The 26,712-nt window shown below is 71.6% G+C and carries 25 protein-coding genes; 15 read left to right on the top strand and 10 right to left on the bottom strand.

Translation table 11 applies throughout. The features are described from left to right. Positions 1 to 49: 49 nt before the first annotated feature. The 3 genes from ACIQKA_RS11865 to ACIQKA_RS11855 all read right to left on the bottom strand — a co-directional run bounded on the left by ACIQKA_RS11865 (position 50) and on the right by ACIQKA_RS11855 (position 3,305). Positions 50 to 1,294 carry an NADH:flavin oxidoreductase/NADH oxidase family protein gene (locus ACIQKA_RS11865; RefSeq protein WP_391095442.1) on the bottom strand — a complete coding sequence of 415 codons (1,245 nt, stop codon included), beginning with the start codon at positions 1,292 to 1,294 and terminating at the stop codon, positions 50 to 52. Positions 1,295 to 1,447: 153 nt separating this feature from the next. Then, a complete protein-coding gene (locus tag ACIQKA_RS11860; protein ID WP_402540800.1) occupies positions 1,448 to 2,422 on the bottom strand; it encodes an alpha/beta hydrolase in 975 nt (324 codons plus the stop codon). A 244-nt stretch (positions 2,423 to 2,666) separates the two neighbouring features. Then, positions 2,667 to 3,305, bottom strand: coding sequence for a TetR family transcriptional regulator (locus tag ACIQKA_RS11855; protein ID WP_391095445.1), 639 nt, complete (start codon positions 3,303 to 3,305; stop codon positions 2,667 to 2,669). A gap of 207 nt (positions 3,306 to 3,512) precedes the next feature. Here ACIQKA_RS11855 and ACIQKA_RS11850 point away from each other — a divergent pair, with 207 nt between their 5' ends. The 7 genes from ACIQKA_RS11850 (at position 3,513) to ACIQKA_RS11820 (ending at position 8,871) form a co-directional block, all read left to right on the top strand. Beyond that, complete coding sequence (locus tag ACIQKA_RS11850; protein WP_391095447.1) at positions 3,513 to 4,226, top strand: DJ-1/PfpI family protein; 714 nt, start codon at positions 3,513 to 3,515, stop codon at positions 4,224 to 4,226. Positions 4,227 to 4,345: 119 nt separating this feature from the next. Beyond that, positions 4,346 to 5,779, top strand: a complete 1,434-nt coding sequence (locus ACIQKA_RS11845; protein WP_391095448.1) for an aldehyde dehydrogenase family protein — start codon at positions 4,346 to 4,348, stop codon at positions 5,777 to 5,779. Beyond that, positions 5,776 to 6,897, top strand: coding sequence for a saccharopine dehydrogenase NADP-binding domain-containing protein (locus ACIQKA_RS11840; protein ID WP_402540797.1), 1,122 nt, complete (start codon positions 5,776 to 5,778; stop codon positions 6,895 to 6,897). Before ACIQKA_RS11845 ends, ACIQKA_RS11840 begins: the two co-directional genes overlap by 4 nt. 177 nt (positions 6,898 to 7,074) lie before the next feature. Next, positions 7,075 to 7,242, top strand: coding sequence for a hypothetical protein (locus ACIQKA_RS11835; protein WP_391095452.1), 168 nt, complete (start codon positions 7,075 to 7,077; stop codon positions 7,240 to 7,242). A gap of 4 nt (positions 7,243 to 7,246) precedes the next feature. Continuing rightward, positions 7,247 to 7,846, top strand: coding sequence for a molybdopterin-dependent oxidoreductase (locus tag ACIQKA_RS11830; RefSeq protein WP_391095454.1), 600 nt, complete (start codon positions 7,247 to 7,249; stop codon positions 7,844 to 7,846). Beyond that, on the top strand, positions 7,846 to 8,556 hold the full coding sequence (locus ACIQKA_RS11825) for an FAD-binding oxidoreductase (protein WP_391095455.1): 711 nt from the start codon (positions 7,846 to 7,848) through the stop codon (positions 8,554 to 8,556). Before ACIQKA_RS11830 ends, ACIQKA_RS11825 begins: the two co-directional genes overlap by 1 nt. A 30-nt stretch (positions 8,557 to 8,586) precedes the next feature. Further along, positions 8,587 to 8,871, top strand: coding sequence for a DUF6510 family protein (locus tag ACIQKA_RS11820; RefSeq protein WP_391095457.1), 285 nt, complete (start codon positions 8,587 to 8,589; stop codon positions 8,869 to 8,871). A 6-nt stretch (positions 8,872 to 8,877) separates the two neighbouring features. Here ACIQKA_RS11820 and ACIQKA_RS11815 read toward each other — a convergent pair whose 3' ends face one another. The 5 genes from ACIQKA_RS11815 to ACIQKA_RS11795 form a co-directional block, all read right to left on the bottom strand. Then, positions 8,878 to 10,203, bottom strand: coding sequence for an MFS transporter (locus tag ACIQKA_RS11815; RefSeq protein ID WP_402540793.1), 1,326 nt, complete (start codon positions 10,201 to 10,203; stop codon positions 8,878 to 8,880). Between the two features lie 82 nt (positions 10,204 to 10,285). Further along, complete coding sequence (locus ACIQKA_RS11810) at positions 10,286 to 11,386, bottom strand: phosphotransferase family protein (protein ID WP_402540962.1); 1,101 nt, start codon at positions 11,384 to 11,386, stop codon at positions 10,286 to 10,288. Further along, positions 11,386 to 12,624 carry an acyl-CoA dehydrogenase family protein gene (locus tag ACIQKA_RS11805; RefSeq protein ID WP_391095463.1) on the bottom strand — a complete coding sequence of 413 codons (1,239 nt, stop codon included), beginning with the start codon at positions 12,622 to 12,624 and terminating at the stop codon, positions 11,386 to 11,388. The genes ACIQKA_RS11810 and ACIQKA_RS11805 overlap by 1 nt, the downstream gene beginning before the upstream one ends. A 41-nt stretch (positions 12,625 to 12,665) precedes the next feature. After that, positions 12,666 to 13,448, bottom strand: coding sequence for a glucose 1-dehydrogenase (locus ACIQKA_RS11800; RefSeq protein WP_391095464.1), 783 nt, complete (start codon positions 13,446 to 13,448; stop codon positions 12,666 to 12,668). A 4-nt stretch (positions 13,449 to 13,452) separates the two neighbouring features. Continuing rightward, on the bottom strand, positions 13,453 to 15,126 hold the full coding sequence (locus tag ACIQKA_RS11795) for an AMP-binding protein (protein ID WP_391095466.1): 1,674 nt from the start codon (positions 15,124 to 15,126) through the stop codon (positions 13,453 to 13,455). A 212-nt stretch (positions 15,127 to 15,338) separates the two neighbouring features. On the opposite strand from ACIQKA_RS11795, the gene ACIQKA_RS11790 reads away from it, so the two are divergent. After that, entirely contained in the window at positions 15,339 to 15,965 is a 627-nt protein-coding gene (locus ACIQKA_RS11790) for a TetR family transcriptional regulator (RefSeq protein WP_391095467.1), read from the top strand. A 327-nt stretch (positions 15,966 to 16,292) separates the two neighbouring features. Here ACIQKA_RS11790 and ACIQKA_RS11785 read toward each other — a convergent pair whose 3' ends face one another. After that, complete coding sequence (locus tag ACIQKA_RS11785; RefSeq protein WP_391095469.1) at positions 16,293 to 16,862, bottom strand: TetR family transcriptional regulator; 570 nt, start codon at positions 16,860 to 16,862, stop codon at positions 16,293 to 16,295. 154 nt (positions 16,863 to 17,016) lie between these two features. Here ACIQKA_RS11785 and ACIQKA_RS11780 point away from each other — a divergent pair, with 154 nt between their 5' ends. Continuing rightward, complete coding sequence (locus ACIQKA_RS11780; RefSeq protein WP_402540792.1) at positions 17,017 to 19,236, top strand: MMPL family transporter; 2,220 nt, start codon at positions 17,017 to 17,019, stop codon at positions 19,234 to 19,236. 112 nt (positions 19,237 to 19,348) lie between these two features. On the opposite strand, the gene ACIQKA_RS11775 is transcribed toward ACIQKA_RS11780, so the two are convergent. Then, positions 19,349 to 20,521, bottom strand: a complete 1,173-nt coding sequence (locus ACIQKA_RS11775; protein ID WP_391095472.1) for a helix-turn-helix domain-containing protein — start codon at positions 20,519 to 20,521, stop codon at positions 19,349 to 19,351. Positions 20,522 to 20,683: 162 nt separating this feature from the next. Here ACIQKA_RS11775 and ACIQKA_RS11770 point away from each other — a divergent pair, with 162 nt between their 5' ends. From ACIQKA_RS11770 to ACIQKA_RS11745, 6 genes are all read left to right on the top strand, one after another. Beyond that, positions 20,684 to 22,171: a long-chain fatty acid--CoA ligase gene (locus tag ACIQKA_RS11770; protein ID WP_402540791.1), complete on the top strand. Its 1,488-nt coding sequence runs from the start codon at positions 20,684 to 20,686 to the stop codon at positions 22,169 to 22,171. 188 nt (positions 22,172 to 22,359) lie between these two features. Further along, positions 22,360 to 22,851 (top strand): TetR family transcriptional regulator, encoded by a 492-nt coding sequence (locus tag ACIQKA_RS11765; RefSeq protein ID WP_391095504.1) that lies wholly within the window; start codon positions 22,360 to 22,362, stop codon positions 22,849 to 22,851. Between the two features lie 233 nt (positions 22,852 to 23,084). Then, on the top strand, positions 23,085 to 24,047 hold the full coding sequence (locus ACIQKA_RS11760) for an NAD(P)H-quinone oxidoreductase (protein WP_402540789.1): 963 nt from the start codon (positions 23,085 to 23,087) through the stop codon (positions 24,045 to 24,047). A gap of 464 nt (positions 24,048 to 24,511) precedes the next feature. After that, positions 24,512 to 24,901, top strand: coding sequence for a hypothetical protein (locus ACIQKA_RS11755; RefSeq protein WP_402540787.1), 390 nt, complete (start codon positions 24,512 to 24,514; stop codon positions 24,899 to 24,901). 348 nt (positions 24,902 to 25,249) lie between these two features. After that, complete coding sequence (locus tag ACIQKA_RS11750) at positions 25,250 to 26,170, top strand: acetoacetate decarboxylase family protein (protein ID WP_391095476.1); 921 nt, start codon at positions 25,250 to 25,252, stop codon at positions 26,168 to 26,170. Positions 26,171 to 26,237: 67 nt separating this feature from the next. Then, complete coding sequence (locus ACIQKA_RS11745) at positions 26,238 to 26,687, top strand: SRPBCC family protein (RefSeq protein WP_391095477.1); 450 nt, start codon at positions 26,238 to 26,240, stop codon at positions 26,685 to 26,687. The last annotated feature ends 25 nt before the right edge of the window (positions 26,688 to 26,712 follow it).

Here is a 26,712-nt window from a genome sequence, read left to right as displayed (position 1 = left end):
GAATCCGGGGAGGGGGCGGTCCCGGGTCGATCGGTCTCGGCGGGGTCGGTCAGACCTCGCCCCGGGGCCCGGCCAGCCAGGTGCGGTAGCCGCGCAGGGCCTTGCGCTGCTTGAGCTGCTCGGAGACCAGGGCGATCGCCGGGTGAGTGCCGGGCCGGGGGCTGCTCCCACGGGCGAGGCGGCGCATCTGGTGCCGGACCTGGGCCATGCTCGCAGCGGAGGCGAGGGCCTTGTCGGACCAGTTCACCGGACGTATGGAGCGGTCGGCCTCGCAGTTCTTGCTCCAGCGGTCGGGCAGGTCGGGGGTGACGGCGAGGGCGGTGCCCATGCCGACGACCGACACACCGCTGGCGAGGACCTGCTCGGCGGTGGCGCGCTTGGTGATGCCGCCGGTGAGCATCAGGGGGAGCGGACTGGTCGTGACGAGGTCCTTGGCCAGGTCCAGGAAGTACGCCTCACGGGCGCGGGTGCGGGTGTCGGTGGAGCGGCCGGTCATGGCGGGGCTCTCGTAGCTGCCGCCGGAGAGTTCGACGAGGTCGACGCCGAGGGGTTCGAGCATCTCGATGACCTGGCGGGCGTCGTCGGCGTCGAAGCCGCCGCGCTGGAAGTCGGCGGAGTTGAGCTTGACCGCGACCGTGAAGGACGGCGAAACGGCGGCCCGCACGGCGCGGACGATGTCGAGGAGCATCCGGGCGCGGTTCTCCAGTGATCCGCCCCACCGGTCGGTGCGCTTGTTGACCAGAGGGGAGAGGAACTGCGAGAGCAGGTAGCCGTGGGCCGCGTGGACCTCCACCCCGTCGAAGCCGGCCTTCTCCGCGCGCTGGGCCGTGACGGCGTACCGCGCCACGGTCTCCTCGATCTGCTGCGGGGTCATGGCGGTCGGCTTGCCGAAGCGGCTGCTGTGCTTGCCCAGGCTGACGCCGATGTCGGTCGGCCCCCACACCACGCCGGGCATGTCGGAGGCCACCTGACGTCCGGGGTGGTTGATCTGCATCCATATCGCGCCCCCGTCGGACTTGCCGGCCTTCGCCCACTCGGTGAACGGCTCCAGGGGGGCGTGCTCGTCGAGCACGACACCGGCGGGTCCGGTCAGCGCCTCGGCGTGGACCATGACGTTGCCGGTGATCAGCAGCCCGGCGCCGCCGGCGGCCCAGCGCCGGTACAGCGTGAGGATGCGTTCGTCGGGGAGTTGGCCGGCCCCGGCCATGTTCTCCTCCATGGCCGCCTTCCCGATCCGGTTCTTCAGCACCTGCCCGGAGCGCAGGGACAGCGGTGCGAACAGTTCGCTGGTCATTCCGTTTTCTCTTCCCTCGTGAACGCTTGCGATGTGTGCACTACTCACATTAGCGCATGAATGTAATCAACGTAAACATCGAGGGATGTGTGCTGCGTCGCAGACGAACGACGGGCCCGGACGGTGGTCCGGGCCCGTGTCGGGTGGGGGGGGTCAGTTGTCGTGGAGGGCGGTGGTGAGGAAGTCGACGGCGAGTTTGCGAGCGACGTTGGCGGCGCGGGTGTCGCGGAGGCTGTCGAGGAGGAGGAAGTCGTGGACCATGCCGGCCACGCGCACGGAGGTGACGTCGACGCCGGCCTCGCGGAGTCTGTTGGCGTACTGCTCGCCCTCGTCGCGCAGGACGTCGGCCTCGTCGGTGATGACCAGGGCCTTGGGGAGCCCCTTGAGCTGGTCCAGGGTGGCCCGGAGCGGGGAGGCGTGGTGTTCGGCGCGCTGGGCGGGGTCGGTGGTGTAGGCGTCCCAGAACCACTTCATGCCGTCGCGGGTGAGGTAGTAGCCCTCGGCGAACTGCAGGTAGGAGGGGGTGTCGAAGTCGGCGTTCGCGACCGGGTAGAGCAGGCACTGGGCCTTGAGGTCGATTCCGCCGCGCTCCTTGTTCATCAGCGCGAAGACGGCCGACATGCAGCCGCCGACCGACTCGCCGGTCACCGCGATCCGGGAGGTGTCCAGGCCGTGCTCGGCGCCGTGCTGAAGGACCCACCGGCCCACGGCGTAGTTCTGCTCGACCTGGGTGGGGTACTTCGCCTCCGGGGCGCGGTCGTAGACCGGGAAGACGCCCGCGGCGCCCGCGCCGACGGCGAGTTCGCGGAAGAGCCGGTCGTGGGTCTTGTCGTCGCCGAAGACCCAGCCGGCGCCGTGGATGTAGAAGACCACCGGCAGCGGTCCGGAGACTCCCTTGGGCCGGATGATCCGGGTGCGGACGGTGCCCCACTCGCCCGCGTCCACGTCGACCCACTCCTCGTCCACCTCCGGACGGGGCACGCTCACGTCGCTCTGCAGGCCGAGCAGGATGTCGCGGCCCTTCTCCGGCGGAACCTCGTAGATCCGCGGGTGGGGATCGGTCGCCTCGCACAGCTCCTTCGCCGCCGGTTCGAGATAGGGCGTAATCGGAGGAGGAAGATCGGTCATGTCCGCTCCATGTCACGGGCACGTGAGTGCCCTGTTCGCACGGCCTCGCCGACCGTGGCTGCGGCCCCCGCCCCGGGCGTCGCGCCCGCCTCCATCGTTCGCGCCCCTTCTGCCCTCCGCAACCCGGCCGCAGGGCCCGCCGCCGACTCTCTTAACGGCGCCGCCCTTTCGTTCCTCGTGAGGCGGGCGACCGGTGTCGCGGACCGCGCGGACCCGGGGTGCGGCGCCCCGGGGGAGGGGCCGGTCAGGCGTGGGGGAACCGTACGAACCCGAACACGTCGTCGACGAGGGCGGCGAGGGAGAGGTCCGTGCCGCCGTCGGCCCAGCGCGCGAGGGCGACGTCGAAGCAGCCCAGCGCGGTGTTGATCATCGTATGGGCCCTGAGCTCCGCGTCGGGACTGCCGGCGCCGGCCGGATCGCCGGAGCCGTTCGGGCCGCCAGGGTCGATCCGGGACGCGATCTCGGGCGTGAGGGCGTCGGTCCAGGCCAGGTGCTTCTCCAGGTAGCGCGCGCGCAGGCCGGGCGTGTGGCAGATGACGCGGGTCGCCCGCTTCCAGCGCCCCTCGTCGGCGTCCATCTGGAGCGCCGCCGTACGGAAGGTGGCGCGCAGCGCCTCCCAGGCGGGGGCGTCGTCGATGTGTCGGAGGAGTTCGTCCCGCACCTCCTCGGCGGAGGGGATGCGGTCGCCGAAGACGACGTCCTCCTTGTTGCTGAAGTAGCGGAAGAAGCTGCGCTGTGAGATGCCCGCCGCCGCGACGACGTCGGCCACGGTGACCTGGTCGAAACCCCTGCTGTCGAAGAGGTCGAGAGCGGTGTCGGCCAGGGCTTCGGTGACGGCCCGGCGGGTCTTCATGCGCAGGCCGGGTGCGGTGTTCTCCCTCATGCAGAAAGGCTAACAGTGTCAGACTTGGCAGTCTGTGCCAGAAGTGACGTACTGTGTCAGTCATGAAGTGCGAGGCCCCGAGCGGGTGCCGGTCGCCCATGCCCCTCGTGGGGCGGATGATGATTCAAGGCCATTTGCGCCTTATATCGGCAGATGCGTGTCCACCGCTTCGGCGGCGGGACCGCCTCGGCAGGAGGAGGGTTTGTGGTGACCAGGGTGTTGTTCGTCGTGTCCGCGGCCGATCGCTGGACGTTGCGGGACGGGGAGGTGCATCCGTCGGGCTTCTGGGGCGAAGAGCTGGCGATGCCGCACAAGATCTTCTCCCGGGAGGGATGGGACATCACCCTCGCCACCCCGGGCGGGAAGGTTCCGACGCTCGACCGGCTGAGCATGTCGAAGACGGCCGGTTGGCCTTCGAAGCTGCGCGAGGTGGCCGCGTACCTGGACTCGATCCAGGACGAGCTGAACAGTCCCCGATCACTGGACGACATCGACCCGGACGACTTCGACGTGGTGTTCTACCCGGGCGGACACGGCCCGATGGAGGACCTGTCGGTCGACCCGGTCTCCGGCGCGCTGCTGACCCGGGTCCTCGCTTCGGGCAAGCCACTGGCGCTGCTGTGCCACGCGCCGGCGGCCGCGTTCGCGGCGAAGAACGAGGACGGGTCGTGGCCCTTCACCGGCTACCGGATGACGGGCCTCTCGAACCTGGAGGAGAAGTTCAACAGCTTCGGCCGCAAGGCGATCTGGCTCCTTGAGGACCGGCTGCGGGAGAGCGGGGCGGAGTACTCCAAGGCCCGCCTCCCGCTCAGGCCGTACGTAGTGGTCGACCGCAACCTGTACACCGGGCAGAACCCGCCGTCCTCCGAGAGCCTCGCCGAACGCATCGTCGCCGATGTGAAGGCCACTGCGGCGCGCTGAAGCCCGGTACGCGCACCACCCTCGCCCCGCCGCCCGGTACGCCCCCCGCCCCCCGCCCCCGTCCCCCACTGCCCGACAGGCACACCGCCCCCGCCCCACCGTCCGGAAGGCTCGCGCCCATGACCGGCACCACCGCGTCCGTGACCCAGCAGGACCAGGACATACCGGAGACCGTCGTACGACTCCGGGCCGTCTTCGACTCCGGTATCACCCGGCCGGCGGCCTGGCGCCGCCGCCAGCTCCACGCCCTGCGCCGCCTCCTCAGGGACCACACCCCGGCCATCGAGGAAGCCCTCTACGACGACCTGCGCAAGGGCCGCACCGAGTCCCACCTCACCGAGATCGGCGGCGTCCTGGCCGAGATCGAGCACGCCCTGCGCCACCTCGACCGCTGGATGCGGCCCCGACGGGTCGCCGTACCCCTGAACATCAAACCGGCGACGGCCCGCGTCCACCCCGAACCCCTCGGCGTCTGCCTGATCATCGCGCCCTGGAACTATCCGCTGACCCTCACCCTGAACCCGCTGGTCGGCGTCCTGGCCGCCGGCAACGCGGCCGTCGTCAAACCCAGCGAACTGGCCCCCGCCACCAGCGCCCTGCTCGCCGACCTCCTGCCCCGCTACCTCGAGGCCGTCGCCGTGGTCGAAGGAGCGGTCGAGGAGACGACCCTGCTGCTCGCGGAGCGCTTCGACCACATCTTCTACACGGGAAACGGCACCGTCGGCCGCATCGTGGCCACCGCGGCGGCGAAGAACCTGACCCCCGTCACCCTCGAACTCGGCGGCAAATCACCCGTCTTCATCGACGAGACCGCCGACATGGCCATCACCGCGCGCCGCCTGGCCTGGGGCAAGTTCACCAATGCCGGCCAGACCTGCGTCGCCCCCGACTACGTCCTCGTCACCCGCGCCGCCCGCGACCCGCTGCTGGCCGCGCTGCCGGGCGTCGTCCAACAGATGTTCGGCCACGACCCCCGTACCAGCTCCGACTACGGGCGCATCGTCAACGACCGGCACTACCAGCGCCTGACCGGCCTCATGGCGGAAGGCGATCTCCTCACCGGAGGCGACCACGACGCCGGGGAACGCTACATCGCCCCCACCGTCCTGACCGACGTGCCGCCCGGCGCCCCCGCCATGTCGGAGGAGATTTTCGGCCCGATCCTCCCCGTCCTGACCGTACGGGACGTCCACGAGGCCGTCGACTTCGTCAACGCCCGGGACAAGCCCCTCTCCCTGTACGCGTTCACCCGCGACAAGACGGCCTGGCGGACCCTCCTGGAGCAGACCTCGTCCGGAGGGCTCGTCCGCAACGCCCCGATGATCCACCTCGGCGTGCCGAACCTGCCGTTCGGCGGCGTCGGCGAATCCGGCACGGGCGCCTACCACGGCAAGACGTCCTTCGAGACCTTCAGCCACCACAAGCCGGTCCTCTCCAAGCCCACGTGGCCCGACACCCTCCGCCTCGTCTACGCGCCCCACACCTCCCGGTCCTTCGCGCTCATCGCCAAGACCGTGTCCCGGACCCATCCGCTCCTGGGAAGGAAGCGATGAACAGCCGCATCATCCTGCTCGGCGCCACCGGCTACACCGGTGGCCTCGTCCTCGACGCCCTGCTCCGCAGGGGCGTCGAGCCGACGGTGGCCGGACGCGACCCCGCCGCACTGGCCGCCCTCGCCGCACGCTCCGGCGGCCTCGACCACCTGACCGTCGACGCCGCCACCCCCGACGACCTGAGGAAGCACCTGCGCCGCGGCGACGTCCTGATCACCACCGTCGGCCCCTTCGAACGCTTCGGCCTCCCCGTCGCGCAGGCCGCCGCCGACGCGGGCGCCCACTACCTCGACTCCAGCGGCGAAGTCGGCTTCGTCCGCACCCTCCACGCCCGGCACCACCGGCGCGCCCGGGAGACCGGCGCGGTGATGCTGCCCGCCTTCGGCTACGACTACGTGCCGGGCCTCCTCGCCGCTGCCCTCGCCCTCCGGGAGGCGGGGCCGGCCGCGCGGGCCGTCGGCGTCGGCTACTTCTCCACCGGCCCCATCTGGCGCGGCATCAGCCGGGGCACGCGCACCACCATGCGCGACGGCCTGACCCTGCCCTCGGCACGCTGGTACCGGCACCGGCTCGTCGACGAACGCACCGCCTCCCGCGTCCGCCGCTTCACCGTGCGGGGCCGTCGCAAGTCCGCGTTCCTCGTCTCCGGCACCGAAGTGCTGTTCCTGCCCGAGGAGTTCCCGGCCCTCGACGCCGTCACCGTCTACAACGGCTGGTTCCCCGCACTCAGCCGCCCCCTCTCCCTCTACTCGGCCCTCGTCAACGCCGCCACGCGCCTCCCGGCGGGCGACCGGATCACCGACGTGCTGACCCGCCCCCTGCTGGCCGGCCCGCCGGGCGGCCCCGACGCCGCCCTACGCGCGCGGATCCCCTCCCACGTCGTCGCCGTCGCCGACGCGGGCGCCCGGAGCCGGACCCCGCTCGCCGAGGTCCACCTGGAGGGACCCAACCCCTACACCCTCACCGGCGAACTCCTCGCCTGGGCGGCCGACCGCCTCGCCACCGGCTCTGATGCCACCGGCCCCGACGCCACCCCCGGCGTCGTCGGACCCGTCACCGCCTTCGGGCTCGACGCGCTCCGCCACGGCTGCGCCGAACTCGGACTCGTCCCGGTCTGACCGCCGGCCCCGGTCCGACCGCCGGACGCACCGCAGGGCCTCCGGCCGCCGGGTTGCACCCGTACGGCAGGCGGGGACCATGGGAGGGAGGACAAGGAGCGGCCCCAGGGACGACCGCCCCGCCGGGTCTGCCACCGGCAGACAGGCGCACCCCTCCACTCCCACGGGGAGGTCCCCATGAACGAATCCGGCGACCCTCTCGCCCCCTGGACGGACCGCCTGCTCCGGCTCGGCACCGGCATCCCTCCCGAGTACGCCCGCACGTTCGTGCGCGAGCTGTACGCCGCGGGCCAGGCCGACCGCGACGAGGAACGGGCGAAAGCCGACTTCGAGCGGGAGGAATGAACCCATGGGCGAGCTGTCACCCGGGTTCCGGGGCAAGGCCCACGACCTCATGGCGCGGCTGCCGCCCGGGCAGTACCCGACGGAATCGTTCCCCGTCCTGTCGGCCGGCCCCACCCCGCACATCCCCACCGACCGGTGGTCGTTCACCGTGACCGCCGAGACCGGCGAGAGCCGCACCTGGACGTGGGAGGAGATGATGGCGCTCCCGCAGGAGGAGCCCACCGTCGACATCCACTGCGTCACCCGCTGGTCGAAGTTCGACACCCGCTGGCGCGGCGTCCCCCTCGATGCGTTCCTCGACCAGGTCGGGACCGCCGCCGACTTCGTCGTCGCCGAGTCCTTCGACGGCTACACCACCAACCTCCCGCTGGAGGACGTCACCGGCGGCAAGGCCTGGCTGGCGCACTCCTTCGACGGCTACGCGCTCTCCCCGGACCACGGCGGCCCGGCCCGGCTGGTGATCCCTCACCTGTACTTCTGGAAGTCGGCCAAGTGGGTCAAGGGCCTCGTCCTCACCCCGGAGAACGAACCCGGGTTCTGGGAGTCCGCCGGCTACCACGACTACGGCGACCCCTGGCGCGAGCAGCGCCACTGGAGCGACTGATGCACGGGTGGCGACGGGCCCGCCTCACGGAGCGGACGAAGCAGACCGCGACCGGCCGCACCCTGAGGTTCGAGGTCCCCCGATGGCAGGGACACTTGCCCGGGCAGCACGTCGACGTACGGCTGACCGCCGACAACGGCTACCGGGCCGTGCGGAGTTACTCGCTCGCCGCCCCCGCCGACGCCGACGTGATCGAACTGGGCGTCCAGGCGGCGTTCGGGGGCGAGGTCTCCCCGTACCTCGCCGACGACCTCCCCGTGGGCGCCGAAGTGGAGGTCGAAGGGCCCCTCGGCGGCTGGTTCGTGTGGACGCCGCAGGACCCCGGCCCGCTTCTCCTGGTCGCCGGGGGCTCCGGCATAGTGCCGCTGATGGCGATGCTCCGGGCCCGGCTCGCGTCGGAGTCGGACGACTCCTGCGCCCTCCTCTACTCCGTACGCGACCCGGACGAGGTCTGGTACGCCGCGGAACTCGACGCCGCCGGAAGCGCCGGCGGCACTGTGGGCGTGCGGCGCCTCTACACCCGTACCGCGCCGGACGGCTCCGAACGCCCCCCGGGGCGCATGACGGAACGCGACCTGCCGGTCCTGTCGTCCCCGGTGGAGGCACGCTGCTACGTCTGCGGCCCCACCGGGTTCGTCGAGCACGCCGGCGCCCTCCTCCTGGCCGCCGGACACGCGCCCGACCGCATCCGTACCGAACGCTTCGGCTGACACCCCACGCCGCACGGTGAGGAGCCCTCCATGAACGAGCACCCCCTGTACCTCGACGGCAACGCCCTGGCCGGGCCGCTCGGAGAGGTCTTCGCCGTCGACCCGACCACGGCGTGGCGGCTCTGCCCCTCCTGCCGTCGGCCCGCCACCGTGGCCCAACTGCACGTCTACGGCCCCGAGCCCGGCCTGACCGCCCGCTGCCCCGGCTGCGCCGCCGTCGCCCTGCGCGTCGTCACCCAGCCCCAGTACCTCTGGCTCCAACTGGGCGGCGGGGCGGGCGCCTTCCGCTTCACCCTGCCTCCCGCCACGCCGTGAACCGCGTCAGGCGTCCTTGAGGTGGATGCCCCGGGTCTCCCGCATGAGGTAGCACGCGAGACCCGTGAAGGAGCACAGCAGCATGATGTAGAGGCTGGAGAGCCGGGCCGCCCCCCACTCGACGAAGAGCTGGTTCAGATAGGGCGCGGTGCCCCCGAAGACGGCGACGGAGACGGAGTACGCGAACCCGATGCCCTGGGTCCGGACCCGAGTCGGGAAGTTCTCCGCCATCGTGGCCGACAGGAGCGCCCCGGGGACGGCCACGACCGCGAGCGCGATCGAGGACGCCACCAGGAGCGTCCAGCCCTCCGGGCCGATCAGCTCGGTCAGGGGGATCTGCAGGACGATCATCAGCACCGCGAACGCGATCATCATCGGACGGCGTCCGACCCTGTCGGAGAGGCGTCCCCACATCGGGAGGGTGATCAGGGCGATGCACTGCGCCGCGACGGAGCACCAGTAGGCCACGCCGGCGTCCATGCCCATCCGGGTGATGGCGTACGTGGACACGTACGAGGTCCAGGTGTAGTGGGCGGCGGTGATTCCCGAGGTCATCGTGATCACGAGCAGGACGGCGCGAACCACCTGCCCTCGGGGCAGCGGCCGGGCCCCGTCGTCCGTCCCGTCCTCGGCCCTGTCCTCCGCGAACACCTCGCTCTCGTCCATGCTGCGGCGCAGCCAGAGCGCCGCGAGGGCGAGGAGGGCGCCGAGGAGGAAGGGGACGCGCCAGCCCCACTCGGCGACGGCGCCGTCGGACAGCACGGACGTCACCGCCCCGCCCACCGAGTACGCGAGGGCCGAACCGCCGAAGATCGCGACGAACACGATGCTCCCCCACAGCCCGCGGCTCTCGCTCGGCGCGATCTCCGCGACGTAGGTGTTGGCCGTCGCCGACTCGCCGCCGTGGGCGAATCCCTGCGCCATGCGGGAGAGCAGGAGGATCAGCGAGGCCCAGGCCCCGATCGAGGCGTAGGTGGGCATGAGGCCGATGACGAGACTGCCGCCGGCCATCATCAGCATGGTGGTGACCAGCACGAACTTGCGACCCCGCCGGTCGGCGATCCGCCCGAAGACGATGCCGCCCAGCGGGCGCATCAGGAAGCCGACCGCGAAGACGGCCAGGGTCGACAGCAGCGCCGACACCCGGTCGGACGGGTTGAACATGACGGTGGCGATGAAGGGTGCGAACACCGCGTAGGCGCTCCACTCGTACCACTCCAGGACGTTGCCGACCGTGCTGGCGAAGAGGGACTTGCGCCTCGACCGCAGGGTGGGTGCGGGGCGGTCTCTTTTCCCGGTCGCTGCCCCGGGGTCCGTCTTCGAGTTGCTCATGGCTGCTCCTTCACTGTGTTCGGGCAGGGCGGAGTGACGTCCGGTACCGAGGGGTGGGGCGGTGCCGGAACGCCGTCGGGTGTCAGGCGCGAGGAGTCGAGATCAGACCGGCGTACTGGGCCGCCGTGGCCAGCAGCCGGGGGACACCCGTTTCGAGCGACGGGCCGAAGTCCGTGTCGTGCGGGCGTTCGCCGCGCTGCCAGCGGGCGTAGATCGCCTCGCAGAAGATCGCCGCCTTCCACAGCGCGAGGGCCTGGTACCAGGGGAGCGCGGTGAGGTCGAGGCCGGTGCCGGACCGGTAGCGGTCCGCCAGCCGGCGCCGGGTGAGGTAGCCGGGCGCCCGGGTCACCGGTGTCAGCTCCAGGGGAGTGGAGGGCGTGCCCGCCTCGGACCAGGTGGCGGTCAGATACCCCAGGTCCGCGAGCGGGTCACCGAGCGTGGCCATCTCCCAGTCCAGGATCCCGAGAACCCTGGCCGGTGCCTCGGGGGCGAACATGAGGTTGCCCATGCGGTAGTCACCGTGCACCACCGAGGCCGCCTGGCTCGTCGGCAGGTTGCGGACCAGCCAGTCCGCGATGCGTTCCACCGCGGGCAGGGTGCGCGATGCGTTGACTTCCCACAGCCCACTGAAACGGTCGACCTGGCGGCGTAGGTAGCCGTCGGGCGAGCCCAGGGAGGCGAGTTCCCCTCCGGACACGTCGATGCCGTGCAGGGCGACGAGAGTGTCGACGACCGCCTCGCTGGTCGCGCCCCGCTGCTCGGGAGGGGAGAGGTGGGCCGGGACCGCGTCGGTGACGACCGTCCCGTCGAGGTGGCTCATGAGGTAGAACGGCACGCCGAGGAGGGCTTCGTCCTCGCAGACGGCGAGGATCTCCGGGACGGGTATCCCGTGTCCGTGGAGGACCTTCTGGACGCGGGCCTCGCGCACCATGTCGTGCGTCGACCTCGGCAGCGGCGGCCGCGGACCACGCCGGAGGACGACGCGGTCGCCGCCGCGCTCGATCAGATAGGTGATGTTGGAGTGGCCGTCGCCGATGCGCCGCCACGCGAGCGGACCGCGCCCGACGCCGTGCGCGTCGAGGAAGCCGGTGACCGCGTCGACCACCAGCAGGGGAGGGCTTTCGAGGTGCCGGGCCGCTTCCCGGCTCGCGACGACCTCCACCCCGTCGGGGACGGTGAGCATCACGCGCCCCCGTCCCGACCCGTGACCGCGTCGCCCTGGTACGACTCGCCGGCCCGGACCGCGGCGCTGCGGCCGGCCGAGGCTCGGCGGGCGATGGCCCACCGGTGGGTCTCGTTGGAGCCGTCGTAGATGCGGAACGGGCGGGCCTCGTTGAGGTACTGCGCCAGCGGGAGGCCGTCGGAGACCCCGTCCCCGCCGCAGATCTGGATCGCGCGGTCGATCACCCGGAAGATCGCCTCCGAGCAGTGCACCTTCGCGACCGAGGACATCGCCGAGCCCGCCTTGGGGTCGCTGTGCAGCAGCGTGGCGGTCTTGGTGATGATCGCGTCGGAGGTCTCGATGTCGATCACGGACTCGGCGATCAGGTGCTGCGCCAGACCGAGCGAGTCGATCGGACCGCCGAACAGCTCCCGCCGCGCCGCCCGGTCGAGGGCGATGTCGTGCGCCCGCCGGGCCAGACCCAGCCACCGCATGCAGTGCGTGAGCCGGGCGGGGCCGAGCCGTACCTGCGCGTAACGGAATCCGAGTCCGACCTCGCCGAGCACCGCGTCGTCGGGGACGAAACAGTCCTCCAGGTACAGGTGCGGGTGGCCGCCGTCGATCGCGCGGTCGACGGTGTGGATCGGCTCGCCGACCCGGATGCCGGGGTTCGTCATGTCGACGAGGAACATGGTGGCCCCCTCCGGGGAGCCGTCGACGGCCGGGGTCCGCGCCATGACGATGCAGAACCCGGCGCCGACGGCACCGCTGGTGAACCGCTTGCGACCGTCGATGACCCAGCCGCCGCCGGCGCGCACGGCCCGGGTCCGCAGCGCCGCCGGGTCGGAGCCCGCCCCCGGGTGGGGCTCGGTCATGCCGAAGCAGGACCGGACGTCCCCCGCGGCCAGCGGCACGAGGTACCGCTCCTTCTGCTCTTCGGTGGCGACGAGGTGGAGCATGTGCATGTTCCCCTCGTCGGGGGCCATGCAGTTGAGCGCGGAGGGACCGATCGGCGAGTAGCCGGCCTCCTGGAGGACCGGCGACCAGTGCTCGATGGGCAGACCCTGCCCGCCGTACTCCTTCGGCACGAGCGGCGCGAAGACACCGGCCTCCTTAGCCGCCGCCTGCAGGCGGTCGCGCGTGACCCGGTCGAGGCGTCCGCCCGGCGCGGGCTCCTCGTCGACGACGATCTCGCGTACGAACCGGCGCGTGCGCTGCCGCAGCTCCTCCACCTCGGGAGGGAGATCACTGAAGGGCATGACGGTCCTTTCGGGTTCGGGTGCGGACTCGGGTGCGGTTCTCACGCGGTGCCGCCGGCGGCCGTCAGGCCGCCGTCGACGGTGAGGACGTGGCCGGTGACCCAGGAGGCCTGGTCCGAGGCCAGGTACGCCACGGCGGAGGCGATGTCGGCGGGGAGGCCGAGCCGTTTCATGGGGTAGCCCCCGGCGACCTCGTCCTCCTTGCCCTCGTAGAGGGCCTCGGCGAACTGCGTCTTCACCACGGCCGGCGCCACGGCGTTGACACGGATCGCCGGACCGAGCTCGACGGCCAGCGTCCTGGTCAGGTGGGACACCGCCGCCTTGCTCACCCCGTAGAGGCCGATGCCGGGTGACGGGGTCTCCCCGGTCACGGAGGAGAGGTTCACGACGCTCCCGCCGCGTTCGGCGAAGTCCAGAACCGGGTGGGCCGCCGCGTCCTGGACCCAGGCGAGGGTGGCGAGGACGTTGACCTCGAGCACCTTGCGGGCGACGTCGAGGTCCAGCTCGGTGAGGGGCCCGTAGGCCGGGTTGATGCCCGCGTTGTTCACCAGGACGTCGAGGCCGCCGAACTCGCGCGCGACGGTGTCGAAGACCTCGCGCCGGTGCTCGGGGTCGTCCGCCCGGCCGGCGACGGTGACGACACTGCCCGGGGGGAGCGCGGCCGCGGCCTCTTCGAGCGGACCGGCCTTGCGCGCGGTGAGGCAGACCCGTGCCCCCTCGGACACGAGCAGTTCGGCGACGGCCAGTCCGATGCCCCGGCTGGCGCCGGTCACGACGGCGGTACGGCCCCGGAAACGATCCCGGGCGGTGTGGTTGCTGCTCACTGGATCAGTCCTTCGAAGGGGAGGCGGTACCGGTGCCGCGGAGTTCGGCGCGCCGGATCTTGCCGCTCTGGGTCTTGGGCAGGTCGGTGACGAAGTGGATCCGCCGGGGGCACTTGTAGGCGGCCAGGCGGTCGCGGGAGAAGGCGATCAGCTCGTCCCGGGTGGCGTCCGCGCCCGTCTTGAGGGACACGTAGGCGACGACGACCTCGCCGCGGTATTCGTCCGGCTCCCCGATGACGGCGGCCTCCAGGACCGAGGGGTGTCCGTACAGCGCGTCCTCGACCTCGCGCGGCCAGACCTTGTAACCGGACACGTTGATCTGGTCCTTGAGCCGGTCCACGAGGTAGACCCAGCCCTCCTCGTCGATCACGGCGACGTCGCCGGTACGGAGCCGGCCGCCGGGCATCGTCCGCTCGGTGGCCCCAGGATTCCCCCAGTACCCGGGCACCACCTGCGGCCCGCTCAGCTCCAGCTCGCCCTGCTCTCCGGGGGGAACCGGTCGGCCGTGGAGGTCCACCACCCGTGCGGTGAGGCCCGGCAGCGGCATCCCGACGGACAGCGTCCCGCTCGGCGGATGGACCGGCGCCCTGCGCCCCCTGGGCACGGCGATGACGGCGGACGTCGTCTCGGTCATCCCGTAGCCGTTGTGGAGGTAGACGCCGAACCGCTCCCGGAACCGCTCGACGGTCGCCGGCGGGATCGGCGCGCCGCCGGAGTACAGGGCCTTCGCCGACGCGAAGTGCTCCGGTCCGGCGTGCGGCAGCTCGTGGATCGCGTTGTACGCGGTGATGGAGCCGATCGTGAAGGTCACCCCGTGCTCGGCGAAGGCCTCCAGAGCGACCTCGGGATGGAACCTGCCCGTCAGGACGAGTGTGGTGTCGGTGAGCAGGGAGAGCGTCGCGTTGACCACCGCCCCGGTGATGTGGAACAGCGGGGCCATGGCGAACACGACGTCCCCGTCGCTCAGGCCCGTCCACTCCGCGCAGGTCGCCACCACGCCCAGGACGTTGCCGTGGGTGTTCATGGCACCCTTCGGCGGCCCCGTCGTGCCCGAGGTGTACGTCAGGAACGCGAGGTCGTCACAGGTCGGTCGCACCGGGGAGGGCCGACGGCCGGCGAATTCCCCGATCAGCGCGACGAGGTCGCCGTCCGGCGCGGCGGCGGAGCGTTCGGCCGTCGTGAAGACCCGCGTGTCGTCGCGGGTCTGGTAGTCGAGTGCCGAGGTGCTGACCAGCCACCGGACCGTGCTCCCCGCCAGGGTGCCGAGCGTCTCCTCGACGTCGGTGTCCGCGCAGACGATCCCCACCGCCCCGGCGTCGTCGACGATCCGGCGCAGCTCCTGCCGCCGGTACATCGGATTGAGCCCCAGCACCGTGGCGCCCAGCTTCCACAGGGCCAGCAGCATCAGCGCGTACTGCGGGACGTTCTGCAGATAGACCCCGACGCGGTCACCGCGTCCGGTCCCGCGCGCCTCGAACGCGGCGGCCAGGGCGTCCGACGCGGAGTCGACCTCCCGTACGGACATGGCTCCGTCGAAGTAGCGCAGCGCCGTGGCGTCAGGATTCTTCGCCACGCGGTCCCTCCAGGCGGCCACGAGGGAGTCGTGGACGACCGCCGTCTCCGCCGGGACACCGGCCGGGAGCGGGGAACCCGCCGTGGGATCTTCGGGAACCGTCATTTCTCATCCCTCCTGCCCGCGCCGTGCGCGAGCCGATGATTACCGAGCGCTCGCTCGGTCTACGATGCGCGAAAGGGGGGTTACCGAGCGCTCGCTCGGTGAAGGATTGTGGTGACGGAAGCGCCGTGTCAAGGGGTCTGCCGTCGCCGCCGACCGGGCGACGCTGCATACTGACGTGCCGACGCGACAAGATCCGGGGCGAGGGGAGTGCCGTGACCGAGACCGATGCCGGGGTGGCGTGGAGGGCCTACTCGGGCAGCGGACTGCCGCCCATCCTCCGGACCGCGCTCGCCTGCTTCATGGAGCACGGCTACCACGGGACCACGATCAGGACGGTGGCCTCCCGGGCGGAGCTCTCCGTACCGGGGCTGTACTACCACTACGCCTCGAAGCAGGCACTGCTCGTCGCGCTCGTCTCCCACGCCATGGAAGACCTGTGGCGGCGCAGCACTGCGGCCTTGGAGGAGGCCGGCGACGACGTCCCGCGGAGGCTGGACCTGCTCGTGGAGTGCCTGGTGCTCTTCCACGCCCACCAGCGCGACCTGGCCTTCATCGCCTACAGCGAGATCCGCAGCCTCACCGGGGAGGCCCGCACCACCTACATCGCCGCCCGCGACCGCCAGCAGCGGCTGATGGACCACGTCGTCGAGGACGGCGTCATACGGGGGGAGTTCACGACCCCGTACCCGCGCGAGACCGCCAGGGCGATCGTCACCATGTGCACGGGCGTCTCGCAGTGGTACCGGGCCGGGGGCGAGCACTCCCCGCAGGAACTCGCCGAGCGCCACCGCGTGATGACGCGCATGACGGTGGGCGCGCCGACGGCCGCCCGGTCCTGAAGGACCGGACGGGACGGGACGGGAGGAGCGGACCCCCCTGGGGGTGGGCTTCGTCGTCGGTGCCGCGCTCGAACCGACCGCGCACATCCTGGCCGGGTTCACCCGGCGCCGCCCCGACGCCCGGGCCGAACTCCACGAGTCCGGCTTCACCGACCCCTCGGCCGGTCCGACCGGGGGCGCCACCGACGTCGCGTTCGTCCGATCGTTCGTGGACGCCGCCGAGGCGGTCCGTGACCGCGGGATGCGGATCCTGTGTACGATCCGGGGCCTCCCCGGGGCCGACCGGACACCGGCGCGTTCCGGGGAAGGAGCGGGTCGGGCGCCGGATCAGCCGGGCTGCAGGGTGGCGGCCGCGGCGCGGATGAAGGTCATCGCGGTCTCCAGGTCGCCCGGCTCGGACTGGTGCGTCAGCTCACTGATCACGCTCGCCACCGTGGCCGCCAGAACGCGCGGGGCGAAGGCGTCGGGGCGCCAGCCCTGTTCCTCGGCGAGTAGCCGGGCGCCGTCCTGCACGACATCGGTCAGACGGCCCCTGCAGAGCCCCTTGAGCTGGGGATTCGCCTGGAGCATCTGGTCGTAGAGCTCGTCGAACTCGTCGCGGGAGCCCGCCTGTTCGCGCAGCCAATGCTCCACGGTGTCGAGGATTCCCTGGCCTGCGGGCCTGGCGTGCAGGGCCGCGGCGAGCCGCTCGACGAACACGTTGAAGTGCTCCATCGCCAGTTCGAGCTTGGTCGGAAAGTACAGCGTGACCGTACGCGGCGAGACCTCGGCGGCCTCGGCGATGTCGGCGATGCTCGTGGCGTCGAAGCCCCGCCCGGCGAACAGCTCGTACGCCGCCGTGAGGATCGCCTCCCTACGCCGTGCCTTGCTGCGTTCCCTGAGGCTGTCACCCGTCATGCGGGCATCTTACCATCGGTAGCTAATTTACAGTCGAATGCAAAAATGCGTTACTGTGCATCAAGCGGTGGAGATGCCTGCCCTGACCCCTCCACCGCGCTTCTGCCTCCTGATTTCCCCTTGCTCAGGGTCTCGACCGGTTAGGAATGCTTCGATGGCCTCACGCCTGTACGCCTGGGCGCGCTGGATGGTTCGCCACCGCCGCTGGGTGATCGCGACCTGGATACTCCTGCTCGCCGTCGTCGGCGGCCTGGGGGCGACCCTGCACGGAAAGACGTCCACGCAGTTCACCATTCCCGGTGTCGAGGCGCAGGAGGCGCAGGACCTCCTCAAGGAGAGGTTCCCTCCCGCCGCCGGTGGCGTCGTGCGCATCGTGGTCGCCGCCCCCGAGGGGAAGGCCGTCACGGACCCGGCGCAGCGGAAGGCGCTCGACGGCGTCCTGCGCGAGGCGGCGGCCGTGGAGGGCGTCATCGACGTCTCCCGGCCGACCGAGACCGGCACGGTGTCGCCCGACCGGACCATCGCCTACGCCGACGTCCGGTTCGCGGACGAGGCCCCCGAGGTGACCGAGGAGGCCAAGGAAGAACTCGCCACCGCTGTCGAACCCCTCCGCGACGCCGGGATGCAGGTCGAGCTGGGCGGCTCCGCCATGCTCCCGCAGACCGAGGCGGGTGGTCCGGCCGAACTGGTCGGCGTCGTCATCGCCTTCGTGGTCCTCGCCGTCGCGCTCGGTTCCGTCGTCGCCGCCGGACTGCCCCTGCTGACCGCGCTCCTGGGCGTCGCCGTCGGCGTGCTCGGCACCATGTTCGTCTCCCGCTTTGTGGAGATGACGGGCACTGCGACCGTGCTGGCCCTGATGATCGGCCTGGCGGTCGGCATCGACTACGCGCTGTTCGTCATCTCCCGGCACCGCGAGCAGCTCGCCGACCCCGACACCGACTGGGAGGAGTCGATCGCACGGGCCACCGCCACGGCCGGCAGCGCGGTCGTCTTCGCCGGCGCCACGGTCGTCATCGCACTCGCCGCCCTGGCCATCACCGGCATCCCGTTCCTCACGGTCATGGGCCTGGCCGGCGCCGTGACCGTGCTGATCGCCGTCCTGGTCGCCGTCAGCCTGCTCCCGGCCGTCCTCGGCGTCTTCGGCGAGCGGATGCGTCCGCGCCGGCCGCGACGGAAGGGCGGGCGCGAGAACCGGGCCCCCGGCTCCTGGGGCCTGGCCTGGGTCCGAGGCGTCACCCGCACGCCCGCCGTCGTCCTGGTCGCCGGCGTCCTGGGCCTCCTCGCCCTCGCCCTGCCCGCCAAGGACCTGCGCCTGGGCCTGCCCAGCTACGCCTCCCAGCCCGAGGCCAGCACCCAGCACAAGAGCTACGACCTGCTCACCGAAGGCTTCGGGCCCGGCTTCAACGCCACCCTCATCGCCGTGGTGGACACCGAAGGCATCCCGCAGGGGCAGCGGCAGGGCGCCGTGACGCAGCTGCGCGGCGCGCTGGTCGCGGACGAGAACGTGGCCGCCGTCGCGCCCCCGGTGGCCGGCCCCTCCGGCGGCGTCGTGGTCATGGCCGTGATGCCGAAGTCGAGCCCCGACGCGGAAGCCACCACCGACTTGGTCCACCGCATGCGCGACCGGGCGCCCGAGGTCGCCGCTGCGGGCGGGGCCCTCTACGTCACCGGGCAGACGGCCATGGCTGTCGACGTCGCCGCCAAGCTCGGTGACGCGCTGCCCCTGTTCATCGGCGTCATCGTCCTCCTCGCGCTGGTCCTGCTGGCCATCGCCTTCCGCTCGGTCCTGGTGCCGCTCAAGGCGGCGCTCGGCTTCCTCCTCTCGGTCGGCGCGAGCCTGGGCGCCTCGGTCTGGGTCTTCCAGAAGGGGCACCTGAACGGTCTGCTCGACGTGGCGGCCGTCGGACCGGTCACCAGCTTCCTCCCGATCCTGCTCACCGGCGTGCTCTTCGGCCTCGCCATGGACTACGAGGTGTTCCTCGTCAGCCGGATGCGTGAGCACTACGAGCACAGCAAGGACGAGGCCGAGGCCGTTGCCCAGGGCGTCTCCAGCAGTGCGAGGGTCATCGTGGCCGCCGCATTGATCATGATCGCGGTCTTCGGCGGGTTCGTCTTCAACGAGGACCCGATCATCAAGGCCATCGGATTCTCGCTCGCCTTCGGCGTGTTCATCGACGCCTTCGTCGTCCGCATGACGCTCGTGCCCGCCGCCATGGCCCTGCTCGGGCGACGGGCCTGGAGCATGCCCCGTTGGCTCGACCGGCTGCTCCCGGACGTCGACATCGAAGGCGCGCGCCTGCCCGCCGCGGCTCCGGCCACGACCCCGTACATCGAGAAGAAGACGCCGCGCCGAGAGACGGCCGGCCGCGTCTGAGGAGAAACGTCCCGGCCTCCGGGGCCCCGCCCCACGTCCGTGGGGGCGTGACGGCCTCAGATCCCACCCTGCGCCTTCTCCGGGAGGAGAAGGCGCAGGGTGTTCTCGTGCCTCACGAGCCACGGGGACGGCCGTCGAAGCCCCCGGGGCCACCGACGGTCAGGAGTGCGGCGCCGATCTGCGCCGTCGCCCGCGGATCGGAGAGGAGCCGGCCCGTCAGCTCCTCGACGCGGCGAAGCCGGTAACGAACGGTGTTGGGGTGGACGAACAGGCTCCGGGCCGTCGAGTCGGCCGACCCTCCGGACGCGAACCAGTGCTCCAGGGTCCGCAGAAGACGAGACCGCTCCGCGGCCGGCAGGTCGAGCACCGGCCGAAGAGTGACCTCCACCAGATGGGCGGCCTCGCCGGGCGCCGCGGCGACGACCATCGCCAGAGGGTTGTCGTCGAACCGTGCCACCCCGGGCCCGGTGCCCGGCAGCCCGGACAGGGCCAGGCGGGCGAAGCGCAGAGCCCGCGGAGCGTCCCGCAGCGAGTCGAAACACGGGCTGAAACCCACGCGGGCACGGCTCCGTCGCAGGATGCGCAGGCAGGCGTTCTCCGACTCCCCCGAAGGCAACGCGATCAAAGCGAGCTGCTGATCCGGCAGCAACCTCCAGGCGGAAGGGGCGTCCACCCTCCGCAACGCCGCCTCCGCGCCCGCGAGTGGCTCCTCGCCCGGCGCGGCGGCCTGCGCGACGGCGACCGCGAACGGCCCCTGCTCCGGCAGGCCCAGCTCCCGGGCGGCCTCCCACAGTGTGCCGTCGGCGATGACGCCGGTGAACAGCGCCTCCACCAGGGCGGACCGCCTGGCCTGACCCCGTGAGGTCAGCTCGGCGGCCGTCTCCCGGTAGGTCACCGCCACCGCTTCCACGTACAGGCCGAACAGCGCCCAGAAGCGCGCGGACTCCGACACCAGCAGGTCGTCCGAGACCTCGGGGCGGGTGCGCGCCTCCGTGAGGATCTCGGTCCACAGCAGCTCCGAGCCGATGCGATACGCCCGCAGCGTGTCGGCCAGGGGGACGCCCTGCTCCGCCCGGGTCCGCCCGGTCTCATGTGCCGCCCCCGCCTCGGGATCACCTTCGTGACCGAGGTGCCCCAGCAGGAGATCGGCGTTGGCGGAGCAGGAGTCCCGCAGCGAATCCAGTGAGATCAGCGTCTCGTCCCGGTAGGCGTCGACCTCCGAACGGATGCGCAGAGCCATCTTCTCGGCCAGTTCGGGGAGCCTTGCGTAAAGCGCCGCAACCACGCCCGAAAGATTCATCACCACAGCATAATCAACCGACTTTGTTCCTACGAACAATCAGTGGACCCGGGCCCTGTCCTGCTGCCCATAGGGCGGACCTCGTTACGGACTGCAAGATGTCTGCGACGTAAACATTTCGGTGGTTCCGTGTAACGGAGGCGAGTCATGGCCAATCTGGCGAAGTTCCTCGAGGAGACGGCGCGGCGGCAGCCCGGACACCCCGCACTGCGCCTGGGGGAGCGGGTGATCACCTACGCGGAGCTGGACGAGTACAGCGCCCGTGCTGCCACGCTGCTTCGGTCCGAGGGCGTCGAGCCGGGGGACCGGGTCGCCCTGATGCTGCCCAACGTTCCCGAGTTCGTCGTCCTGTACTACGGGATCCTCCGCGCCGGAGCGGTCGTCGTCCCGATGAACCCGCTCCTGAAGACCAGGGAGACCGAGTTCCACCTCGCAGACTCCGGCGCGGTGCGGCTCTTCGAATGGCACCAGGCGCCGGGGGAGGGCGCGCGGGGAGCCGCCGCCGCGGGGGTGCGCTACGTCGCCGTCGAGCCCGCCGCGTTCGCCGCGGCGCTGGCCGGGCACGAGCCGCTGTCCGACGTCGCCGAGACGGATGACGACGACATGGCCGTCCTGCTGTACACCTCCGGCACCACCGGACGCCCCAAGGGCGCCGTCCTCACCCACGCGGGACTGCGGCACAACACCGAGGTCAACGGTGTTCAGATCCAGCGGATGACACCGGACGACGTGGTGGTGGGCTGCCTGCCCCTCTTCCACATCTTCGGACAGATCTGCACCATGAGCGCGGCCGTCCGCAGCGGCGCCTCGCTCGTCCTGATCCCCCGCTTCGAGCCGGGGGCCGTCCTGGACGCCGTCGCCCGCGAGCGGGCCACCGTCTTCGAGGGCGTCCCGACCATGTACGCGGCGCTGCTCCAGCACCCGTCCGAGGCGGACGTGTCGACCCTGCGGATGTGCATCTCCGGCGGCGCCTCGCTGCCCGTGGAGATCCTCCACGGCTTCGAACGGCGCTTCGGGTGTCCGGTCCTGGAGGGCTTCGGCATGTCCGAGACCAGCCCGGTCGTCACCTTCAACCACCCCGACCGGCCCCGCAAGGCCGGCTCCATCGGCACTCCCATTCGCGACGTCGAAGTGCGGCTGGTGGACGACAAGGGACAGGACGTGTCGCCCGGCGCGATCGGTGAGCTGGCCGTGCGGGGGCCGAACGTGATGAAGGGCTACTGGAACCGCCCCCAGGAGACGGCGGCCGCCGTTCCCGACGGCTGGCTGCGCAGCGGCGACCTGGCCCGGGCGGACGAGGACGGCTACCTGTACATCGTCGACCGCAAGAAGGGCATGATCATCCGCGGTGGCTACAACGTCTACCCGCGCGAGATCGAGGAGGTCCTGCACGAGCACCCCGCGGTCGCCCTGGCCGCCGTGCTGGGCGTCCCGCACGCCGAGCTGGGCGAGGAGGTCGCGGCCGCGGTCGTGCTCCGTCCCGGCGCGCGGGCCACCCCCGAGGAACTGCGGGAGTACGTCAAGGAGCGGGTGGCGGCCTACAAGTACCCGCGCCGGGTGCGGCTCGTGGACGCGCTGCCGCTGGGGCCGAGCGGCAAGATCCTCAAGAGGGAGATCGTCCTGCCGGCGGAGTGACGACCGCACCCCACCCGAAACCGCAGTCCTGGGAGGGCGGTCGCTCCAGTGCATCCGCCGTCGTCCTGACGGGTGTGCGGGAGACGTCCGGCGGGAACCTCCGGGCGGCCCGGCCTCGCCACTTTCATGCGTGAGGTCCGGTAACGAGCCCTCAAGGTGCGGGGCGGACGGTGAAGACGGAGACGGCCATGCTCCTCGACGGTCCAGCAGCCGGCGCGTCCGCCCCCTCCCGGCGCAAGCGTCGGGCGAGAGGCGCACAGCGGATCTCCCGGATCGTGGATGTCGCGGAAGAGCTCGTCACGGCCGCGGGAGTCCAGGCGGCCGGTATGAACGCCATCGCGCGTCGTGCCGGCATCTCCCCGGGAAGCCCGTACCGGTGCTTTCCCGGGAAGGGCGCCGTCGTGGAGGAGGTGTCCCGGCATTTCGCGGTCCGACTCCAGCGCGCGGTGAGGCGGGTGTCCCACACCGGTTCCCCCTCCACCCGGCCCGCACCCGAAAGCACCGTCGACCGGCTCCTGGAGGCGGCGTTGATCGTGGCGCGGGAGTACCCGGCTCTCCCCGCCCTGCTCATGGCGACAGGACCGGCGGAGCTGGACGCGCTCCTCCAGGCCGTCGAACGGGGCCTACCGGGACGACGACAACCGAGGACCCGGCACTCCCGGATTGCCCGCCGTCGGTGATCCGGAACGGAACGGGTACCTCGGTCGACGGCGGTCTCCACCGCCGGGGGCGTAGCCGGGACACCGTCCGCGACGAACGGCCGGACCGGGCACCGCCCGTGGATCAAATGTTTGCCCTGCTTACTTTTCTTGGGTAATGTAAGTGGCGTACACATTGGGTTCTCGGTGGGCTGGGGCCGCCGTACCTTCCCCGGGGGTCGGAACCCTTCATTCTGATTGTGAACGGAGTTGTCATGAAGGCTGTGTCGATCACGGAGCACGGTGGTCCTGAGGTTCTGCAGTGGGTCGAGGCCGAAGACCCGACACCCGCCGCGGGTGAAGTGGTCGTCGACGTGGTGGCCAGTGCCCTGAACCGCGCGGACGTCATGCAGCGGTGGGGACTGTATCCCCTGCAGCCGGGCTGGTCGCCGTACCCGGGGCTGGAGGTCTCCGGCCGGATCAGTGCGGTCGGTGAGGGTGTGACCGGCTGGCAGGTGGGTGACGAGGTCTGCGCCCTGCTGACGGGCGGCGGCTACGCGCAGAAGGTCGCCGTGCCGGCGGGGCAGCTGCTCACCCTTCCGAAGGGCGTCGGACTGACGGAGGCGGCGGGCCTGCCGGAGGTGACGGCGACGGTCTGGTCGAACATGGTCATGACCGCGGGTCTGAAGGCGGGGGAGACCCTCTTGGTGCACGGTGGCGCCGGCGGAGTGGGAACGATGGCGATCCAGATCGCCAAGGCCCTGGGAGCCCGCGTGGTGACGACGGTCGGCGGAGCCGGGAAAGCGGCCCAGGCGCGGGAGCTGGGCGCGGACGTGGCGATCGACTACCGGACCGAGGACTTCGCCGAGCACGGCCCGTACGACGTCATCCTCGACGTCGTGGGCGGTGACTACCTGGAACGCAACGTGCGGTCCCTGGCGGCGGACGGTCGGCTGGTGGTGATCGGCCTGCAGAAGGGCCTGGAGGGGCAGCTCAACCTGGCGGAGATCGTCTTCAAGCGGGCGTCGGTGCACGGCACGACGCTGCGGACGCGCTCGAAGGAGTACAAGGCCGGGGTCGTGGCCGAGGTGCAGAAGAATGTGTGGCCGATGATCGAGGACGGGACGGTGAAGCTGGTCATCGACCGGACCGTACCGATGGCGGACGCCGCGGAGGGGCACCGCCTGCTGGAGGCGGGCGGCCACCTCGGCAAGATCCTCCTCATCAACAACGCATAGCCGAGGACGTCCGCACGGCCCGTACTGCGCACACGGCATCCGGCGGCGCCGACGAAGCCGCGCTCGACGCACGCTCCCACCGAGGAGCGGCCCACCGGCGGCGCGGCACGACCGGGGCGGCCGGTCCGGAGACCGACCGCCCGTTCGCCGGTGGTGTCGCTGACGTGTCGGACGCGCCTGCACCGCCACGGCGCTGTCGGCCGCGAGGTACGGAGACGGGTCGAAAGAGCCATTCTGGTGCCGGAACTCGTGCGCGAACTCCGGCCGGATCAGGGCCAGGCGGCCGCTGCGCGGGTCGACGCACCAGCTCTTGCGGCCGTCGCCGAGCCAGACCGCGCCCTCGCTGCGGTTCCTGGGGTTCTTCCACGTACCGGGCCCGGGCTTCGGCGGACACGTCGAGGGCGCGCTCGCCGTCGTGTCCGCCTTCCCCGCCGATGTCACCGCCGCGGCCGACCCGGTCGGAGATGTCGCCGCCTACGGACCCGAGCGGCGGATCATCCGGTGCGTACGCCGGACGGCTCGTCCTCGTGGCTCGCTGCGACGCGCAGGCCCTGCGGCGCATCCCCCGGATCCGGAACCCGCCGACGCCCTTGTCCGGGCCGGTGCGCAACTCCTGCCCGGCGGTCCCCCTCCTGCCCCCGGCGGCTCCCCGACGCCCCGGCCCGGAGATCGCCTCCCTCTATCAGCCGGCTCGGTCCGCCGACGAGGTCGGTGGGGACTGGCACGACGTCGTCCCCCCGGCCGACGACGAGACCGCCCTTGTCATCGGTGACGTCACGGGCAACGGCATCGACGACACGCTCCGCATCTCCGGCCGGGCGGGCGGACGCCGGGGTCACTTCGAAGAACTCTGATGCGTGCACCGCCGGGCGGGCGGGCCGACGACCGGGGATCACCCGCGGAAGGGTGATCCCCGGTCGCTGCTCGGGACGCATCGGTTCGCCGGTTCGCATGCCTCACCCGACTGGCTCGTCGAGCGGGGAAACGGAGCCTCGCGGATGACCGTCGCCGGCCGACCGCGCAGTCCGGACCGCGATGCGGACGCCGACCGCTGCGGCAATGATGGATCTGCGGGGGCGGTCGGAGCCCCTGGCCGGAAGTGACGATCCACACAGAAGTGAGCGGCGTAAACATTTGGGTGTACGGTTGTCGTGCAGTCGCCGGGACCAAGGACACCGAGGACGAGGACGGGAGCAGCAGCCATGGACGACACGCAGGCCGAAAGGCCCCGGGACACGGTAGAGGTCGCCCTGGGCGAGCGTACGGTGCGCGTTCCGTCGGGTGGTCTGTTCGATCGCTACCGGATGCAGGCCGACCTCGACGAGGTGGCGAAGGACCCCCGCGTGGCGGGCGTCGACTTCTTCAGGAGCCAACCCAAGGCGGAGGTGCGGTCGAGGATCGGGCCGACCTTCACCCCGAACTTCTACTACGCGATGTCGAACGCCCGGTTGACGATGATCGCCCCCACGCGCGCCATCCGGCGCCGACTCCCGCGCGAGCTCGAGCCGCTGCAGATCGCCCCCGGGTTCGGCCTGGTGTCCGTCATGCTCTTCCGCTACGACGTGTGCGACATCGACTTCTACACCGAAGCCGCCGTCGGCATCGCCGTCAAGCCGGCCCGGCACGGTCCTCTCGGCGCCGTCGACCTCCTGGCAGCGCTGAAGAACGACCACCTCGACTCGTACGTCCTCTCGCTGCCGGTGAACACCGACATCGCTCAGGTGCGCGGCCACGACGGGTACGGCTTCCCGAAGTGGGTGACCGAGATCGACGTCTCGATCGACGACTGCACGACCTTCGGCCGGATCACCAACGACGCCGGCGGAACCGACCTCGAGCTCAGGACCCCGACGCCCCGGCAGACGAAGCACGGCAGCGGGACCGCGGTGTCGTCCCTGAACTCCTACACCCACTTCGGCGGCGGTTGGCACACGACGTTCAGCCAGACGAACGCCCTGTCGTCAGGTACGCGGATGTTCCCCCGCGACATCGAACTCACGCTCGGCGAGGGGCGTCTGTCGGACGACATCCGTTCCCTGCGACCGGTGCGCAACCTGCGCCTGGACGTCATGACCCACGGACAGCTCGCCCTGCACATGCCCACGGTCATCTCGATCGGCTGACCGTCTGCGCCGTCGCCCCGAGGCGCAGGGACCGCACGCCGCACCGCGGGCGGGGCGAGGAGGACACATGACATGCCGAAGCACGATCAGCATCACCACCGAAGCGGCACCGGAACAGGCCTACTCCTGCCTGCGCGACCCGCGAAGGTACGGTGACTGGCTACCCCGGTCCGCGAGCTACCGGGGAACGACGCCGGGACGGACGACACCAGCGGCGATCGGCGACACGTACGTCGACCACACCCCCCTGGGAAAAGTCCGCGGGACGGTCACCGACGCGTCCCCCGGCCGTCTCGCCGCCTTCCGCCAGGCAACCGACGACGACGCGCTCGTCATCGACATCGTCTACCGCGTCGAACCGGCGGCCGGAGGGTGCACGGTCACCCGCACGGGCCGCATCGCCGTCGCCGGGCGGCTGCGCCCGGTCGGGCCGCTCGTCACGGCGATGGTCCGGCGGGAGAACAGGCGCACGATGGCGCGCCTGAAGGAGCACCTCGACAGGTCGGCCCCTCGGTGACTCCTCGATCCACGAAAGGGCGAGT

It is taken from the genome of Streptomyces sp. NPDC092045 (assembly GCF_044756005.1).
In the GTDB taxonomy this organism is placed as follows: Bacteria; Actinomycetota; Actinomycetes; order Streptomycetales; family Streptomycetaceae; genus Streptomyces.
Note: the sequence above shows the minus strand (reverse complement) of the source record. Positions and strands in the feature narration are given on the sequence as shown.

Bases quoted from the DNA above. Each gene is read 5' to 3' on its own strand.
- ACIQKA_RS11865 (WP_391095442.1), bottom strand. From the start codon at position 1,294: ATGACCAGCGAACTGTTCGCACCGCTGTCCCTGCGCTCCGGGCAGGTG.
- ACIQKA_RS11860 (WP_402540800.1), bottom strand. From the start codon at position 2,422: ATGACCGATCTTCCTCCTCCGATTACGCCCTATCTCGAACCGGCGGCG.
- ACIQKA_RS11855 (WP_391095445.1), bottom strand. From the start codon at position 3,305: ATGAGGGAGAACACCGCACCCGGCCTGCGCATGAAGACCCGCCGGGCC.
- ACIQKA_RS11845 (WP_391095448.1), top strand. From the start codon at position 4,346: ATGACCGGCACCACCGCGTCCGTGACCCAGCAGGACCAGGACATACCG.
- ACIQKA_RS11840 (WP_402540797.1), top strand. From the start codon at position 5,776: ATGAACAGCCGCATCATCCTGCTCGGCGCCACCGGCTACACCGGTGGC.
- ACIQKA_RS11835 (WP_391095452.1), top strand. From the start codon at position 7,075: ATGAACGAATCCGGCGACCCTCTCGCCCCCTGGACGGACCGCCTGCTC.
- ACIQKA_RS11830 (WP_391095454.1), top strand. From the start codon at position 7,247: ATGGGCGAGCTGTCACCCGGGTTCCGGGGCAAGGCCCACGACCTCATG.
- ACIQKA_RS11825 (WP_391095455.1), top strand. From the start codon at position 7,846: ATGCACGGGTGGCGACGGGCCCGCCTCACGGAGCGGACGAAGCAGACC.
- ACIQKA_RS11820 (WP_391095457.1), top strand. From the start codon at position 8,587: ATGAACGAGCACCCCCTGTACCTCGACGGCAACGCCCTGGCCGGGCCG.
- ACIQKA_RS11815 (WP_402540793.1), bottom strand. From the start codon at position 10,203: ATGAGCAACTCGAAGACGGACCCCGGGGCAGCGACCGGGAAAAGAGAC.
- ACIQKA_RS11810 (WP_402540962.1), bottom strand. From the start codon at position 11,386: ATGCTCACCGTCCCCGACGGGGTGGAGGTCGTCGCGAGCCGGGAAGCG.
- ACIQKA_RS11805 (WP_391095463.1), bottom strand. From the start codon at position 12,624: ATGCCCTTCAGTGATCTCCCTCCCGAGGTGGAGGAGCTGCGGCAGCGC.
- ACIQKA_RS11795 (WP_391095466.1), bottom strand. From the start codon at position 15,126: ATGACGGTTCCCGAAGATCCCACGGCGGGTTCCCCGCTCCCGGCCGGT.
- ACIQKA_RS11785 (WP_391095469.1), bottom strand. From the start codon at position 16,862: ATGACGGGTGACAGCCTCAGGGAACGCAGCAAGGCACGGCGTAGGGAG.
- ACIQKA_RS11780 (WP_402540792.1), top strand. From the start codon at position 17,017: ATGGCCTCACGCCTGTACGCCTGGGCGCGCTGGATGGTTCGCCACCGC.
- ACIQKA_RS11770 (WP_402540791.1), top strand. From the start codon at position 20,684: ATGGCCAATCTGGCGAAGTTCCTCGAGGAGACGGCGCGGCGGCAGCCC.
- ACIQKA_RS11765 (WP_391095504.1), top strand. From the start codon at position 22,360: ATGCTCCTCGACGGTCCAGCAGCCGGCGCGTCCGCCCCCTCCCGGCGC.
- ACIQKA_RS11760 (WP_402540789.1), top strand. From the start codon at position 23,085: ATGAAGGCTGTGTCGATCACGGAGCACGGTGGTCCTGAGGTTCTGCAG.
- ACIQKA_RS11755 (WP_402540787.1), top strand. From the start codon at position 24,512: ATGTCGCCGCCTACGGACCCGAGCGGCGGATCATCCGGTGCGTACGCC.
- ACIQKA_RS11750 (WP_391095476.1), top strand. From the start codon at position 25,250: ATGGACGACACGCAGGCCGAAAGGCCCCGGGACACGGTAGAGGTCGCC.
- ACIQKA_RS11745 (WP_391095477.1), top strand. From the start codon at position 26,238: ATGACATGCCGAAGCACGATCAGCATCACCACCGAAGCGGCACCGGAA.